The organism is Flavobacterium pectinovorum (assembly GCF_900142715.1).
In the GTDB taxonomy this organism is placed as follows: Bacteria; Bacteroidota; Bacteroidia; order Flavobacteriales; family Flavobacteriaceae; genus Flavobacterium; species Flavobacterium pectinovorum.
In genome coordinates this window covers 21,042-37,343 of sequence record NZ_FRBX01000005.1, presented here as the reverse complement: position 1 = coordinate 37,343, position 16,302 = coordinate 21,042, and the positions used below count along the sequence as shown (strand labels likewise).

The 16,302-nt window shown below is 32.8% G+C and carries 18 protein-coding genes; 3 read left to right on the top strand and 15 right to left on the bottom strand.

All coding sequences use genetic code 11. The features are described from left to right. Window positions 1-47: 47 nt before the first annotated feature. Window positions 48-455: a hypothetical protein gene (locus BUE22_RS16980; RefSeq protein WP_073396838.1), complete on the top strand. Its 408-nt coding sequence runs from the start codon at window positions 48-50 to the stop codon at window positions 453-455. Window positions 456-550: 95 nt separating this feature from the next. After that, window positions 551-1,363: a mechanosensitive ion channel family protein gene (locus tag BUE22_RS16975; protein ID WP_042565724.1), complete on the top strand. Its 813-nt coding sequence runs from the start codon at window positions 551-553 to the stop codon at window positions 1,361-1,363. A gap of 10 nt (window positions 1,364-1,373) precedes the next feature. On the opposite strand, the gene tsaB is transcribed toward BUE22_RS16975, so the two are convergent. From tsaB to BUE22_RS16940, 7 genes are all read right to left on the bottom strand, one after another. Next, a complete protein-coding gene (gene tsaB / locus BUE22_RS16970) occupies window positions 1,374-2,045 on the bottom strand; it encodes a tRNA (adenosine(37)-N6)-threonylcarbamoyltransferase complex dimerization subunit type 1 TsaB (protein WP_042565664.1) in 672 nt (223 codons plus the stop codon). 216 nt (window positions 2,046-2,261) lie between these two features. Further along, the gene (locus BUE22_RS16965; protein WP_073396835.1) at window positions 2,262-3,554 is read right to left on the bottom strand and encodes an efflux RND transporter periplasmic adaptor subunit; all 1,293 of its coding nucleotides are present in this window, start codon (window positions 3,552-3,554) and stop codon (window positions 2,262-2,264) included. A 6-nt stretch (window positions 3,555-3,560) separates the two neighbouring features. Next, a complete protein-coding gene (locus tag BUE22_RS16960; RefSeq protein ID WP_042565662.1) occupies window positions 3,561-4,946 on the bottom strand; it encodes a TolC family protein in 1,386 nt (461 codons plus the stop codon). Window positions 4,947-5,026: 80 nt separating this feature from the next. Further along, window positions 5,027-6,148, bottom strand: a complete 1,122-nt coding sequence (locus tag BUE22_RS16955) for an efflux RND transporter periplasmic adaptor subunit (protein ID WP_042565661.1) — start codon at window positions 6,146-6,148, stop codon at window positions 5,027-5,029. A 39-nt stretch (window positions 6,149-6,187) separates the two neighbouring features. Beyond that, a complete protein-coding gene (locus tag BUE22_RS16950) occupies window positions 6,188-7,453 on the bottom strand; it encodes an ABC transporter permease (RefSeq protein WP_073396832.1) in 1,266 nt (421 codons plus the stop codon). 2 nt (window positions 7,454-7,455) lie between these two features. Continuing rightward, window positions 7,456-8,700, bottom strand: a complete 1,245-nt coding sequence (locus BUE22_RS16945; RefSeq protein WP_042565659.1) for an ABC transporter permease — start codon at window positions 8,698-8,700, stop codon at window positions 7,456-7,458. Further along, window positions 8,693-9,394, bottom strand: coding sequence for an ABC transporter ATP-binding protein (locus BUE22_RS16940; protein ID WP_073396830.1), 702 nt, complete (start codon window positions 9,392-9,394; stop codon window positions 8,693-8,695). The genes BUE22_RS16945 and BUE22_RS16940 overlap by 8 nt, the downstream gene beginning before the upstream one ends. A 175-nt stretch (window positions 9,395-9,569) precedes the next feature. On the opposite strand from BUE22_RS16940, the gene BUE22_RS16935 reads away from it, so the two are divergent. Further along, window positions 9,570-10,976: a DUF4403 family protein gene (locus tag BUE22_RS16935; protein WP_073396827.1), complete on the top strand. Its 1,407-nt coding sequence runs from the start codon at window positions 9,570-9,572 to the stop codon at window positions 10,974-10,976. Between the two features lie 40 nt (window positions 10,977-11,016). Here the strand turns inward: BUE22_RS16935 and BUE22_RS16930 are convergent, their stop codons facing one another. The 8 genes from BUE22_RS16930 to cyoE all read right to left on the bottom strand — a co-directional run bounded on the left by BUE22_RS16930 (window position 11,017) and on the right by cyoE (window position 16,177). Then, window positions 11,017-11,310: a hypothetical protein gene (locus tag BUE22_RS16930; protein WP_073396824.1), complete on the bottom strand. Its 294-nt coding sequence runs from the start codon at window positions 11,308-11,310 to the stop codon at window positions 11,017-11,019. Further along, window positions 11,303-11,842, bottom strand: coding sequence for a DUF420 domain-containing protein (locus tag BUE22_RS16925; RefSeq protein ID WP_073396821.1), 540 nt, complete (start codon window positions 11,840-11,842; stop codon window positions 11,303-11,305). Before BUE22_RS16925 ends, BUE22_RS16930 begins: the two co-directional genes overlap by 8 nt. A gap of 2 nt (window positions 11,843-11,844) precedes the next feature. Beyond that, on the bottom strand, window positions 11,845-12,534 hold the full coding sequence (locus BUE22_RS16920; RefSeq protein ID WP_073396819.1) for an SCO family protein: 690 nt from the start codon (window positions 12,532-12,534) through the stop codon (window positions 11,845-11,847). 12 nt (window positions 12,535-12,546) lie between these two features. Then, the gene (locus tag BUE22_RS16915) at window positions 12,547-13,212 is read right to left on the bottom strand and encodes a hypothetical protein (protein ID WP_073396816.1); all 666 of its coding nucleotides are present in this window, start codon (window positions 13,210-13,212) and stop codon (window positions 12,547-12,549) included. 78 nt (window positions 13,213-13,290) lie between these two features. Beyond that, window positions 13,291-13,641: a cytochrome C oxidase subunit IV family protein gene (locus BUE22_RS16910; protein ID WP_042565652.1), complete on the bottom strand. Its 351-nt coding sequence runs from the start codon at window positions 13,639-13,641 to the stop codon at window positions 13,291-13,293. 17 nt (window positions 13,642-13,658) lie between these two features. Continuing rightward, window positions 13,659-14,642 (bottom strand): cytochrome c oxidase subunit 3, encoded by a 984-nt coding sequence (locus tag BUE22_RS16905; protein WP_073396813.1) that lies wholly within the window; start codon window positions 14,640-14,642, stop codon window positions 13,659-13,661. Between the two features lie 42 nt (window positions 14,643-14,684). Then, entirely contained in the window at window positions 14,685-15,272 is a 588-nt protein-coding gene (locus tag BUE22_RS16900; RefSeq protein ID WP_042565650.1) for a cytochrome c oxidase subunit 3, read from the bottom strand. A 2-nt stretch (window positions 15,273-15,274) separates the two neighbouring features. Further along, complete coding sequence (gene cyoE / locus BUE22_RS16895; RefSeq protein WP_073396810.1) at window positions 15,275-16,177, bottom strand: heme o synthase; 903 nt, start codon at window positions 16,175-16,177, stop codon at window positions 15,275-15,277. Window positions 16,178-16,302 lie beyond the last annotated feature (125 nt).

Below are 16,302 nucleotides of genomic sequence, written 5' to 3'. Positions count from 1 at the left end.
TAAAATTGGTTAATATTGTATTCTAAACTAATCAAAACCAGAAAACTATGGGATTAACTTCATTTTTTAAGAATTTATTTGGCTCAGCCAAAGAAACAAGTGTTGATTTAGCTAATAAAGCAGAAGACGCTTTTGAGCAGGCAAAAGAAGAAGCCGCCCCGTTAATCAATAAAGCGGAGACTTTTGCTGAAGAATCTTTTGCAAAAGCAAAAGAAGTTTCAGAACCAATAATTGATAGTGCCACAGAGTATGTCAGTCAGGCTAAAGATATTGCAAGCGAATTTGTTGAAAAAGCCTCTGAATCAATTAGTGATGTGATTGATTCTGTAAAAGAAAAAGCTAGTGAATTTACCGGTGAAGCTAAAACTACGACTACAAAAACTATTGTTGATTTAAGCGAAGAAACAACAACTACAACAGAAGAAATTATCAATAAGAAACCCGCGACAGAATAACAATCGACATTTATTTCTTATAAAAGGAAATATCTATATATTTGCAAAATCTAATACCACCTTCTCTTTTGGGAAGGTTTTTTTATTCTTATAAAATGGACATCAATTCGAACCAGATTGGCAATTACGCCACCAGATTTATCGAGGTATTACTCGACTATTCTCCTAAATTAATTTCAGCAATTTTAATCTTATTTGTTGGTTTATATGCCATACGATTGATTAACCGAATCATTAGAAAGGTAATGATTAAGAGAAATCTGGACCCTACATTAACAAAATTTCTTGCTGATATATTGCTTTGGGCATTACGCGTTTTATTATTTATAACATTTATTTCAAAACTCGGAATTGAAACATCTTCATTTGTTGCTATTTTAGGAGCCATGGGTCTTGCAGTAGGCTTATCATTGCAAGGTTCGCTTTCTAATTTTGCCGGTGGAATGCTTATTATTCTCTTTAAACCTTTTAAAGTTGGAGACACTATTGAAGCACAAGGCGTTATTGCTACGGTTCTTGAAATTCAGATTTTTGTAACAAAAATGCTTACGGGGAATAACCAAACGGTTTTTGTGCCAAATGGCGCTTTATCCAACGGAACAATTATTAACTATTCAATGCAGGGGGAAAGAAGAGCAGATTTGACTTTTGCTGTTTCTTATGATTCTGACATAAAAAAAGCAAAAGATATTTTGTTAGATATTTTAAATAAAAACCCAAAAGTGCTAAAAATGCCCGCACCAGAAGTTTTTGTTAAAAATCTGACTACAAGTTCTGTAGAGTTTGCCGTACGTCCTTGGGCAACAAATGCAAATTACGGAGCTGTTTTTTCTGAAACTTTAGAAAATTGCAAAACAGCTTTGGACGAAGCAGGAATTGCAATCCAGCCGTTTACACTTCAAAAATAAAAAGGTTTTATTATTTTTTTGATGGAGGTGCCATCATAAAATCTTTTAAATAATAAGGTTCAAAATAAGCGACATCCACAGTGTCGCTTTTTTGATATTTATCAAAACTGATTTTACTCATGGCCGAAGCCGAGGGATATTTGATATCTTCTAAAAACACAAAATTCTCTTTTGTTAAAACCTGTTTGCATTTCTCGGCACAATCACCAACAAAATAAATCGTTTCAGTAAAAGCTGCAAATGAATTTTCGTCAATAACTTCTGCCTGAATTTCTCTTTCAATTTCCAAATTAGCATTAAAAATCTCGCTGTAAACCTCCATTCTTCTGGCATCAAGCATCGGGATTATTTTTCCATCAGAGACTTTGGCCTGAGATGCTAAAGTTTGCAAAGTATCAACAGCAATTAACGGAATATTTAAAGCAAAACACAATCCTTTTGCTGCCGAAACTCCAATTCGTAAACCGGTATAAGATCCTGGCCCCTGACTTACTGCAATTGCATCTAAATCCTGAACTGAGATTTTGGCCTCTGCAATTATTTCTTCAATAAAAACGTGCAGTTTTTCGGCGTGTGAATAACCTTCTTCTGCAATTTCTTTACATAAAATAGTCTCTCCATTTTTTGCAATGGATACTGAACAATTTTTTGTAGCTGTTTCGATATTGAGAATAAAAGACAATGTATTTATATTTTAAAAGTTAATTATATTTAATAAAGCTGAGCTTTCTGGTATGAAAAACAAAGATATAGATTAATTTTAAACACGAATTTCACAGATTTACACAAATTTTAATGGTTAGTTTGTGGAATTAATTTCACGAACAAATTAGTGACAATTCGTGAAATTCGTGTTTGTTTTATACTGTATCCAGACGACAAAATCCTTTAAAAATGTTTATTTCTTAGGTATTTCGGCTTTTTTAAGCTTTACTTTATCTCCAGAATTTAATTCTTTAGAAACAGTTGTATAAGGACCTGTAATAACAACATCTCCAGGTTTTAAACCAGACATTACTTCGATATTGGTATCATCCTGAATACCTGTTTTTATGATTTTAATTTTAGCTTTATCGCCTACTTTTACAAAAACACATTCGAATTTTTTATCGCTTTTCGGAGTTGCTTTTTTATCTTCGTTTGGATCTTCTACTTTAAAATCCTTAACTGCCGTTGTATCAGATTTTACTACAACAGAACTAATTGGCACTGCCAAAACATTCGTTTTTGTTTTTGTAATAATATCAACTGTAGCTGTCATTCCTGGTCTAAAAGGAGAATATGTATTTGGCTTACCTTCTAATAAATCCTGATATGATTCTTTTAAAATTCTAACTTTTACTTTAAAATTTGTAACCTGATCTGATGTTAAAGTTGTACTTGCCGAGTTAGAAATACTGGTTACAACACCTCTGAATTTCTTTTTTAAATAAGCATCCACTTCAACATTTGCTTCATCACCAATTTTTATTTTTACGATGTCATTTTCATTTACATCAACTTCAACTTCCATATTGTTTAGGTTGGCAACTCTTAAAAGTTCTGTTCCCGCCATTTGCTGCGTTCCTAAAACACGTTCGCCTAACTCTACATTTAATACTGAAATTGTTCCATCTGCAGGAGCGTAAATTGTTGTACGTCCCAGATTGTCTTTTGCTTCATTTACAGATGCAGAAGCACTTTGAACCGTAAAATAAGCATTCTGTTTAGTGGCTTTTGCAACTTCAAAAGAGGCTATGGCTTTATCCCAGTCAGATTTTGAAATAACACCTTTATCATATAATACCTTATTACGTTCGTAGCTTGCTTTTGCTTCTTTAAAAGATGCTTCAGACTGGCTTAATCCGGCTTTACTTCCAGATAAATTAGAAACTGAACGATTGTAACTTGAGGTATATAAATCCGGGTTTATTTTGACTAATAAATCACCTTTTTTAACAACTTGACCCTCTTTTACATTTAATAAAATAATCTCACCTGAAACTTCAGGTGAGATTTTAACTTCGATTTCCGGTTGAATTTTACCTGTTGCCGAAACTGTTTCGACAATAGTTGAGGCAATTACTTTTGTAATTTCTACTTCTTTACCTTCATCTTTATTTCCTATTACTCCTGATTTCGAAAGACCAACTAATATTGCAATGACAACTATTGCTCCTCCGACTAAGAAATAAACTGTTTTTTTTGACATAATAAATTATTTTGCGATAATTGGAACAATTGGAATTCCAAAGTAAAATTCAAGTATTTTTATTTTGAACATGTAATCGTATTTCGTTCTGATAACATCTGACTGTGCGTTTGTTAGCAATGTCTGTGCTTGTGTAAAATCAAATGAATTCATCAAACCTACATCATACTTTTCTTTTGCATAGTTATATGCCTGCTGTCTGGCTTCTAAAGTTACAGTAGAAGATTCATAAGCATTCAAAGCTCCTTTAGCATCTGTAAAAGCGGTATAAACGTTACGTTGCAAATCTAAACTTTTTTGCTCTAAATCTATTTTAGATTTCTCTAAAGTTACTTTACTTCTTTCAACATTATTTCTAACAGAAAATCCGTTAAAAATTGGAACATTCAATTGAAAACCAAAATTATGTCCTTTATTATCACTAAACTGATCCAAAACAGGATCCGGAGCTACATAAATAGGGTTATTGTTGGCATCAACTCCTGTAAGTCTGTCACTATAACTGGCACTGGTACTAAATTGATAAAAACCTCTAAGTGTTGGCTGATAAGCTCCTCTTGCAATTGCAACACTTTTTTCTGCAATCTCAAGATTCGTTTGTGCTAATTTCACCTCGGTTCTTATTTCTTTGGCTTTATTGTAAATATCAATTGGGGTTTGTGCCATGATATTATTCTCATCCTTAGCATTGGTGTCGTCAATTACATCAAAATCTGCAAATTCTTTAAGTTGTAAAAGCTGCGCCAAACTCAATTTAGAAATTAACAAACTATTTTCGGCAACAATAATTGCTTGCTGATCTGTTGCCACTGTCGCTTTCAAATCAAACAAATCGCCACGCGGAATTGTTCCTGCGTTGACCATTTCTTCAGATCTTGCAAATCGTTTTTCATCAATCGCCAATTGTTCTTTTTTTACTTTTAAATTTTCTTTGTTGAAAAGAATTTCTAAAAACGCATTAGCAACATTCAACGAAATATCTTCCTGCATTTTCAACAATTGATATTGCGATGCAATTATGGAAAGTTTAGCTCTTCTATAAGCATTTTGATTTTGTAAACCTTTGTAAATATCAACACCAGCGTTTACGCCTAATGATGAATACTGTGTGGTTTGAGTTGTAGCAATATTGGTAACCGGGTTAACGTTCAAACCAATATTCCAAGAGTGTGAAGCACTCCCGCTTACTGATGGAAGATAGCTCCCTAAAGCACCTTTTTTATCAATATCAGCACTTTTTACATCTAACTCAGATAGTTTAATTGTGATATTATTGTCTAATGCATATCTCACGCATTCTTCAAGTGTCCATTGCTTTGGTTGTGTCTGAGCAGATAAACCTAACCCAAATAACAAAGCAACAATCAGACTATTATATTTATTTATTTTCATATTTTTAAGATGAAGCATAGCAAAGACACTACGCAAATTTAACATTTTTTAAAAACCAAAAGAACCTTTACACTTTCAGATTATTTTTTTTCTCCTTCGCCTTCAGTAATCAAACCCTGATTCCAGATTTTAATTTTATCCGAAGCTTTAATTCCACTTTTAATCTGAACATAAATTCCATCACTAACTCCTAAAACTAAATCTCTTTTTTGAAATTTTTGTGGAGCAGTTTCTATTTCAACATAAGGTTTTTGTGTTTTTTTGTCAAATTGCACCAATGATTCTTTGATGGCCAAAACTTTATCTGCTTTTTCTAAAATAATAGAAGCATTTGCACTTAAGCCTGCTCTGATAAAAGTAGCATCTTTATTTTCTAAAGAGGCTTTAATTTCAAACTGAATAGCACCATTTTCTACTACTCCTTTTGGCGCAATATCAGTAAGAACAGCTGTGAATTTTTTGTTTTCAATAGCTCCAACTGTAATTTCAATTGGCATTTGAACTTTTATTTTTCCAACTTCAGACTCGTCAATTTTTCCAATAAAAATCATTCTTCCCACATCAGCAACGCTGGCAATTGTTGTTCCTTCATTAAAGTTATTACTTTCAATAACCTGATTACCCACCTTTACAGGAACGGCCAAAACCATTCCGTTTACTGTTGAGCGAATCAAGGTATTTGCATAACTTCCTAAAGATGTTGTTGTCCCTGTTTTTACAATATCCAGACTTTGTCTAGCAGCCTGATAATTTTGTTTTGCCTGTGTGTAAGCCAATTGTGCGGCATCAAAATCATTGGCAGAAATAACATCTTTATCAAACAATGTTTTTTGTCTTTTATAAATTTTTTCCTGATTGTCTAAAGCAATTTTAGCAGTTTGCACCTGATTTTGAGTAGAACTCACATTGGATACATTGGCAACAACCCTGATTTTTGCGATCATATCTCCGGCTTTGATTTTTTCGCCTGCTTTAATATAAACCTGCTCGATAATTCCTGAAATGTTTGGTTTGATTAGAACCTCTTCATCAGGCTGAATATTACCCGTCGCAATTGTACTTTTTACGATCGTTTTAATTTCTGCTTTCTCCGTTTTAAATACAATTGGAGACTCTTGATTCTTAGCGTATAAATAATACAGCGCGCCAAAGAAAACTATAGCAATAAAAATTAAAATGGTTACAGTTACTCCTTTTTTCATTTTGTTTTGGTTTAATTCGATTATTTTTGATTGATAATTTTATTCTGTTCGTAAAGCATCTACGGGCTTTACATTAATTGCGGTTTGAGCCGGAATAAATCCTGCCAATAAACCAGATCCCACTAATATTAATAAAGCAACAAATACAACTCCTAAATCAACACTTGGATTCGCAAACATGGTATCACTGCCCGGTGGCATCGAATCTAAAGCCATATTTAAAAGTGCTATAAGCCCGGTTGCAAAAGCAATTCCAAACATACCGGAAATAATAGTCAGGAATATTGATTCTGATAAAATTTGTCCGCGAATCGCTGCTGGCGTTGCTCCCAGAGCCCTGCGAATTCCAATTTCTTTGGTACGTTCTTTAACTACAATAAGCATGATATTCGAAATACCAATCACTCCTGAAATCAACACTAAAGTTCCTACAAAATAAGCAATGATTTTTAATATATTAAACAAACTTTGCACTTTATTAAACTGCTCGTATAAATCAAAATTTCCAACAGCTCTGTCATCTGCAGGATTTACAGAATGCAGTGCTTTAATTAATTCTAAAATTTTGGGTTTTAGGTCTGTAATCGAAGTTTCATCTTTTGCTGTAATGGCCATCCAGCCAACTTTATCACCATAATTAAATGCTTGTTGAAAAGTAGTAAACGGAATAAAAATATTTTTTTGTTCCTGTTCTGCATTTCCGCCTTGCTGTTTAGAATTGTAAATTCCAACAACCATAAAATTGATGCCATTTATTTTTACATAACTGCCTATTGTTTCTTCTTCTTTACCATAAAGTTCACTAATAACTCCTTTACCAATAATGGCAACTTTTCTTTTATCATTAATATCCTGCTGATTTATAAAACGTCCTTTAATGATATCCATAGGCTGCTGTTTGATCAGCTCCGGATAATCACCATAAATTGTAAAAGAAGAAGTTTTAGTTCCTCGCACCACATTATTAGTACCGTTAAAATCTCCCAGCTGATTTCTTGGAGAAACATACAGCAAATCTGGCAACGCCGCTTTTAAAGCAGGAACATCGCTATTTCTAAAGTCAAAACGACGTGTTTTTGGTAATCCTTTATATGCTTTTGATGTTGTCTGACTCCACATAAACATGGTGTTTGTGGCAATTCCGTCAAAACCTTTTTTTACACCGTTTTCCAGCCCCTTACTTGCAGCCAGTAAAATTACCAGGATAAATATTCCCCAAAAGACACCAAACGCAGTTAAAATCGTTCTGAAAACATTTGCTGTTAAAGCCTGTAAAATCTCGTCCCAATTATCTTTATTAAACATAGTTATTCGTCTCTAAGTGCTACAATAGGTTTTATTTTGGCTGCTCTGTATGCAGGAAAAAATCCTGCCAGTGCTCCTGCAAATACAAGTAAAACAAGTGTTGTTAAAGCCACACTAAAGTCTACTTCGGGATTTCTAAAATATTCACTCTGCACCATCGGCCCTACAAACTCCAGCAATAACAAACTTGCCAATAAACCTGTAAAACCAGCAATAGTGGTTATAAAAATTGATTCGTGAAGTATCATAGAAATTATCGAAAATGGAGATGCCCCTAAGGCCTTACGAATACCTATTTCCTTTGTTCGTTCTTTTACAACAATAAGCATGATATTACTTACACCCACAACACCTGCAATTATGGTAAAAATACCAACCCACCAAAAAAACAATCTGATATATAAGTTTAAATCATAAAACTGTTTAGCGTCTTTAACCGAATTATAGGCATTTATTCCACCATCATCTTCGGGAGCAACAACATTTTTACTCTTAAGTAAATTTTTTAAATCCTGAGTAAATTTTTCAGATTGCGCCAAAGCTTCATCATAATTATTTGTCTTTTTTAAAGTAAAAAACAAATTGCTTATTTTATCTCCTCCGCCAAAAGTTCTCTGCACAGTCGTTTTAGGCAAATAAGCTCTTGTCTCTTCTCTCTCTCCACCCGGATCTGTAAAAACTCCTATTACCTTAAAGTTGATATTATTAATTAAAATTTCTTTTCCAATTGCATCACTGTCTTTAAACAGATCTGTTTTTACCTTCATTCCAATAGTCGCGACTTTTTCATTATTAGCCAAATCTTTGGCATTTACAAATCGTCCCTGAACAATTGTAAGATTTTCAATTCCGCCATAATCAGGATCTACACCTCTATATTGATAACTTCCTGATTCTTTACCATAGGTAAAATTGGCACCCCAAAAATTAAAAGTCGACGCTCGCAAATCGAGTTTGTCATCAAATTTCTGAACTGATTGTGAGTAATCGCTATTGCGAAACTGAATTTGTCTTCCGGGATTTAATCCTTTATATTCTTTTGTAGTTGTACCAGACCAAACTTCAATGATTCCGGCTGCATCGCGCTCAAATTGTTTTTCAATTCCGTTTTGAAGTCCTTTTCCGGCTCCCAACAGAATCACTAAAATAAAAATACCCGAAGCCACAGAAATCCCGGTAAGAAATGTTCTTAACCGGTTTTTAGAAATTGCCTCAAATATTTCCTGCCAACGCTCTATATTAAACATAAGATGAAGCTCTAACTTGTTCTACCTTTTTATCATCGATAATTAATCCATCTTTCAGGACCACATTTCTTTTGCACATTGCAGCAATATCAGGTTCGTGGGTTACGATCAAAATGGTTTTACCCTCGTCATTAATTCCCTGAATAAGTTCCATAACTTCATACGAAGTCTTAGTATCCAAAGCACCTGTTGGTTCATCGGCCAGCAAAACTTTTGGATTTGATGCCAGAGCCCTTGCAATCGCTACACGCTGTTTTTGCCCCCCGGAAAGTTCGTTTGGTAAATGATGTGAGTGAGATCCTAAACCTACTTTCTCCAAATATTTCATGGCAATTTCGTAGCGTTCTTTTCTTTTTATTCCCTGATAATATAAAGGCATCGCTACGTTATCAAGAGCAGTTTTATAATTAATCAGATTAAATGACTGAAAAACAAATCCTAAAAACTTATTTCGATATTTTGAAGCTATCGTTTCGTTTAGTTTTTTTATTGGTGTTTTGTCTAAAATATAACTACCAGAATCGGCCTCATCCAAAATTCCTAAAATATTAAGAAGTGTCGATTTTCCAGATCCCGAAGATCCCATAATCGCAACTAACTCGCCTTCTTCTATATTAAAATTTATTCCTTTTAACACATGCAGCGTAGAACTTCCCATTTTATAGGACTTATGCAAATCTTTGATTTCGATCATGATATTGTTAAATTTTAAGACAATAATAATATTTTTATTAAGTATTTTATGGTAATAAAAAGTTAATAATTGTGCGATACTATTTCAATAAGACTCAATTTATTATCAAATGTTACACTTTTTCATAATAATATAATTGTTTTCTTAATTTTGCATTACTAAAAAAATCTTAACGATGAAGTTTTCTTCAATACTATCAGTATTTATAGCACTTACAACACTTGTTAGCTGTTCAACATCTCAAAAATTAGAAACATTAAAACCAGAACCAGACGACGCAAGTCCTTTAGTGTACGATGCAAACCCATCATTTATTAATTTACCAATAACCGTAAAACTTCATGATATCGAAAATCAGACGAATACACTTTTAAATGGATTAATTTTCGAAGACAATAATATTGAAGATGATGATATTGAAATGAAAATCTGGAAACAGGCTCCAATAAAAATTCAAAATGATGCAGCAAATCCCGATAAAAAAATAAAAACTATTTTACCCTTAAAAGCCACAATTAAATATCGCATTGGCACCAAAAAACTAGGGGTAGAACTTTATGATACACGCGAGTTCAACTTAAATGGGGTAATTACTTTATCAAGTGAAGTGGCTTTAACCAATTGGAAACTAAACACAAAAACAGAGTTTAAATCTCTCGATTGGAGTGAAAGCCCAACCATGACAGTTTTTGGAAAAAACATGCCTATTACCTATTTGGTAAATCCTGCAATTTCTATTTTCAAATCGAAAATTGAAAAAAGCATCGACGATGCCATCGAAAAATCTATGGATTTTAAACCTAATGTTTTATCTGCTTTAGAAAAAATCTGTACTCCATTTAAAATGAATGATACTTATGAAAGCTGGCTGCGCATTGTTCCGGTTGAAGTTTATTCGACCAATGCAAAACTTAAAAACGATTTGTTTTTATTAGACATGGGAATGAAGTGCAATATGGAAACTATTATCGGAAAACAACCTGAATCTAAATTCAATGCCAGTAAAATTGTTTTAAAACCTGTAGCTAAAATTCCGAATCAAATTTCAGCTAATATTGCTGCTATTTCCACTTATGCCGATGCATCAAAAATAATGACAAACAATTTTGCTGGTCAGGAATTTGGTTCGGGAAGCAAAAAAATCACCGTTAAAAACGTTACGATCTGGCATAAAAATGGCAAAATGGTAATTGCATTAGATGTTTTAGGATCTGTAAATGGAACGCTTTATTTAAACGGAGTTCCACAATATAATGTTCAAACCAAAGAAATTTACTTCGACAAATTAGATTATGTTTTAGACACCAAAAGCAAACTAATGCGTACTGCCAGTTGGTTAGGACAAGGTTATATCCTAAAAAAAATGGAAGAAAGCTGTCGTTATTCGATACAGCCAAATTTAGAAGAAGGCAAAAAAAACATGGCAGCTTATCTTAAAAACTATTCCCCTTTACCCGGAGTTTTTGTTAATGGAAAAATGGAAGATATTCAGTTTGATAAAATCCAGTTAACCAATCAGGCTATTATTGCTTTTATAAAGATAAACGGAACGGTAAATGTTTCGGTTGATGGATTGAAATAGAAATATCAAATAATCTAAAAAGAAAAAAGCAGTATAAAATTTATACTGCTTTTTTCTTTTTAGATTGATACATTCTGTAAATCAGATATCCAATAACTGCAACCAATAAATACGGAATCACCATTAAGTAAACGATTCCATCATTTACAGCTTCTGCTTTTTTAACATTTGAATCTCCTGCAAGCGCAGCACGACACATCGCACATTGAGCGTTTGCACTCAGAGAAAAGAAAATAGAGAATAGAACATAGAGGCATTTTGATAAAAGAGAACTTTTAAATTTGCCTTCCACTCTATTTTCTTTATTCTTTATTCTATTTTCTATTTTATACATAATAAGGAGAAATCATTAAATAAACCACTACGCCTGTAACTGCAACATATAACCAAAGCGGGAAAGTGATTTTTGCTATTTTTCTATGTCTGTCAAAATTTTCTGCAAGTGCTCTTACATACGTTATTAACACCAAGGGAATAATTGCAATAGATAATAAAATGTGAGTTACTAAAATAAAGAAATATACATATCTAATAATTCCTTCTCCACCAAATTTGGTAGAATCAGAGGTCATATGGTAAGCTACATACATAACCAGGAAAGCAACTGATAACGAAATAGCAAAAGTCATTAACCGTTCATGAAGTTTACGTTTTCCATTTTTAATTGCGATTACTGCCCAAACCAAAACGATAGCAGTAATACCATTCGTTGTAGCATAAATTGGAGGTAAAAAGGATAACGGTTCAACATTAAAACCAAAATCTTTTAATTTTACTCCAAATAAGATAGCTACCACTACCGGAATTATAATTGAAACCGCAACAATAAACTTGCTGAATTTTTTTTCTAATGAATAATCTTCCATTTCTATTCTTCTAATAATATTTTAATGTCTTGTTGAATGTCTCTAACCCCTTTTTTATCTAATCCATCATAATATAAAATTGGATTCCCAAAATCATCCTTACGGCAACGAATATTTCCATCTTTATCAATTAAAGCAAAAAGTCCGGAATGTTCAAAACCACCATTTACTTTAGCGTTTTCACCGGCATATAAATTAAAACCTTTGTTAGACAAATCCATAATGACCGCTTTATCACCTGTCAGGAAATTCCAGTTTGAAGATTTAACACCTAATAATTTAGCATGGTCTTTTAAAACTTGCGGTGTATCATGATTAGGGTCAATTGTAATAGAAACAATTCCGAAATTAGGGTTTCCAAAAAAAGTCTTTTCGATTTCCAACATGCTCAAATTCATTTTTGGACAAATAGAAGGACATGTAGTAAAGAAAAACTCCAATACATAAACTTTTCCTTTATAGGTTTCATTTGAAACTTTAACGTTATCCTGATTCGTTAATTCAAATTTTGGAGCCGGACCAATCGTTAACAATTTTGCATCAGATTTATCTGTTTTCAAACCTACATTATCCAATCGGTTTCCTTTTACAACTTCACCGTTTTTTATTCTGTCAACAATTTTTGGGACAGCATAAATTCCGAAAATTAAAATGATAAATGAAATTCCGATATATGATTTATTTTTAAACATTATAATTGCTATTTAAAGTTGTTTAGTGGCATTATGATTCTTTTTTAGAGCAGCACGATATTCGTATAAAATGATTTTAAAATCATCAAGCATTTCATTACTTAATTCAGATGGATGAAAAGTATCATATCCTTCCTTATACTCATCTGTACTGTCTTTATTCTCTTTATTTGCTCCTTTTCTGCCTCTTAAGTTTCTTTCCTTATCAACTATATAAACATTTGAAGTCCCTAAATTAGCATCCAGCTTTCCTTTTAAATGTAACTGATTGTAGAATGTTTTGATTTCTTCCGGAGAAGCAAAAACAAAATTCCAGCCTTTGACATCTGTAAAAGGTTTTAATGCATCTAAAACTTTTTGGGCTTGTTCTTCTGTTCCGACAGGGCAAAGTATTACAAACTGAAGATCTTCAAAACCATTGTAACGTTTGTATATTTTTTCGTTTAAGTTGAAATAGTTACCACGATTATTTAAAATTTCTGAACCTGAAAAACCTAAAACTGTTATCTTTTTATCAAGTGAAACTTTTTTTCCATTTAAAGATTTCCAATCACCAAAATCTGCAATCTTTGGAGTTATTGTAGGCAGTTTAGAAAAACTATTAACCCCGGAAGCAAAAAACAAATAGGCAACAATTGGCAGAACAAAAAGTACAAAGAGAACTATATTTTTTTTCATTGTATTAATGGAAGTTATTGAGATACAAAAATAAAAAAATCCCGATGTTATCGGGACTCTTTTCGAATTAATATCATGTTAAAAATTCCATTTAATAGTAGAATCTTTAAAAACCCCATAAATATAATGTCCTTCTGTTAACAGAATAAACAATAAATATAAAACTAGGAATATAACTGGAGAAACAACAGACCATCTAAGGCTGCTTTTCTCACCTTCCATGTGCATAAATGCCCATACTATATAATATGCTTTGAAGATTGTCAGGATATAGAAAATCCAGTTTAACAAATTCAAACCAATAAAATGATTAAATTCTAATGATGCTGGTTTTAAAATACCAAGGATAACTTCTACTGTAGTTACTACTGATAATAGTCCGAAAACAAACCAGATTCTTTTTGTATTTGATACGTGCTCGTGTGACATAATGATAAAATCTAAAATTAAACTAAGTAGAAAACTGTAAATACAAATACCCAAACTAAATCGACAAAGTGCCAGTATAAACCAACTTTCTCTACCATTTCGTAGCTTCTTCTTTTCTCGTAAGTACCTAATAACACATTAAAGAAAATAATGATATTAATGATAACTCCGGAAAATACGTGGAATCCGTGGAATCCTGTAATGAAGAAGAAGAAATCAGCAAACAATTTACTTCCGTATTCGTTTCTAGTTAAGTTTGCACCTTCTACAACGTATTTTGCAGTATTTAAACGAGACTCAGATTCTGCTCTTGTTAAAACTGTTTTTTTCTTTGCTGCTGTAAGCGTTTCTGTTCTTATCAATAAATCAGGATGTGCTTTAAAACCGGCCTGAATTTCAGCTACAGAATATGTTGGCTGCGTTTCAGCATCTTCCATAAACCATTTTTCTTTGCTTCTTGTTAAAGCTTCTCTTTGCTCCGGTAATTTTACAGCAAACTCTTCAAGAGCTACTCTTTTACCATCTTTATCAACGAATTGCAATAAACTACCACCTGCAGTTTCAACCGCACCATATTCTCCTTTAATGAAGTTTTTCCATTCCCATGCTTGAGAACCAACGAAAATTAAACCTCCAATAATAGTTAAGAACATATATACAGCAACTTTTGACTTTTTCAAGTGATGACCTGCATCAACAGCTAAAACCATTGTTACAGATGAGAAAATCAAAATAAAAGTCATTAAGGCTACATAATACATAGGAGCCGAAACGCCATGCATAAATGGGAAGTGAGTAAACACTTCATCAGCCAAAGGCCAGGTTTCAATAAATTTGAATCTAGAAAAACCATAAGCAGCAAGGAATCCAGAGAATGTAAGGGCATCTGATACGATAAAAAACCACATCATCATTTTACCATAACTTGCTCCTAATGGCTGGATATCTCCGCCTCCCCAAGTTTTTTCGTCGTTATTTGCAGTAGTAACTGTCGCTTCCATAAAAGATATTCGTTAAAAAGTTCCCAAATTTACGTTTTTTTCTTATTTAAAGAAATATAAAAATAAAAATAAATATACCCATAATAAATCCAAAAAGTGCCAATACATCGCACCTAGTTCTATACCAAGAGTTTGAGTCGAATTGTATTTTTGTTTAAAATGATTATAAATTATAATTAAAAGTGAAATTAATCCTCCAGCCAAGTGTAATAAGTGCGTCACCGTTACAACATAAAGAAAAGTTGTAGTAATTGAGCTACCTTCTCCTGTAAAATAATATCCGCTTTCTACAATTTGTCCAAAACCTGCAAATTGCAAAACCACAAATAAAATCCCCAACGCTAATGTCCCTAAAAGAAAAGCTGTTGTTGCACTTCTGTTATCTTTCTGAATAGCTTTTTTTGCCAAATAAAAAGTAACACTACAACCCAAAATTACAGCTGTGCTATAATAAAATGCGATTGGTAATTCAAAATTCTTCAACCAATCTGCTCTTGATTTACTTACTACAAATGCACTTGTAAGTCCGGCGAACATCATGGTCATACTTACCATTGCAAATAACAAAATCAGTTTTGCCGATTTTGATTTTTGTACCTGTTCTTCGCTTGTTGTCATTGTCATTTCCATAACTATCTTAAAAATTTATCTACTATAAACACAATTTGCAGCAACGAAATATACGAAACGCTTACCAGCATTAATGTTCTCGCGGCTTTTGCAGTTCGCAATTGATATAATCGTATTGCATAAAATAACATCCACAATCCCAATAAAAAAACTAAAACTGCCGCAATTGGCGTTATAAACAATTGTCCTGTATATCCTAAAACCGGCAATAATGACGCTATTATTAACCAAATTGTGTATAAAATAATCTGCAACGCGGTCCCTTTATCTTTTTTACCTGTTGGAAGCATAAAGATTCCTGCCTTTTCATAATCTTCATATAAAAACCAGCCAATTGCCCAAAAATGAGGGAATTGCCAAAAAAACTGAATTAAAAACAAAGTCCCGGCTTCTATTCCAAAATCTCCTGTAGCCGCAACCCATCCTAACATAAACGGAATTGCACCCGGAAATGCGCCCACAAAAACCGATAACGAAGTTACTGTTTTTAAAGGTGTATAAATACTTGTATATAAAAATATTGAAATTGCTGCAAACATTGCCGACTTTGCATTAATGGTATAAAGCAAAGCGATACCAATAATTGTAAGCAAACTTGCCACAACCAAAGCCATTGTTGGAGACATACGCCCCGAAGGAACCGGACGATTTTTTGTTCGATCCATTAATGAATCGATATCTTTTTCTATTACCTGATTAAAAGCATTTGAAGCTCCAACCATGCAATATCCGCCAATAGACAAAACCAGCAAAACACTCCATTGAAAAGGGTGTTTATCATTTACCCCTAATAAATATCCCGCAATTGAAGAAAACAAAACACTAATAGCTAAACCAGCCTTAGTGATCTCTTTGAAATCCAGAAATATCGATTTTAATGAAATTGTATTTTTTGTAGCGTTCAAACCTTAATTGTTTGTATATTTTTTGAGTGGTGCAAATGTACAAATTAGATTGTAGAATCCTGAACTATAAAATTAGATTTTTTCAATAAAACCTTTACAAAATAAGGACTTGTACATTTTTAACA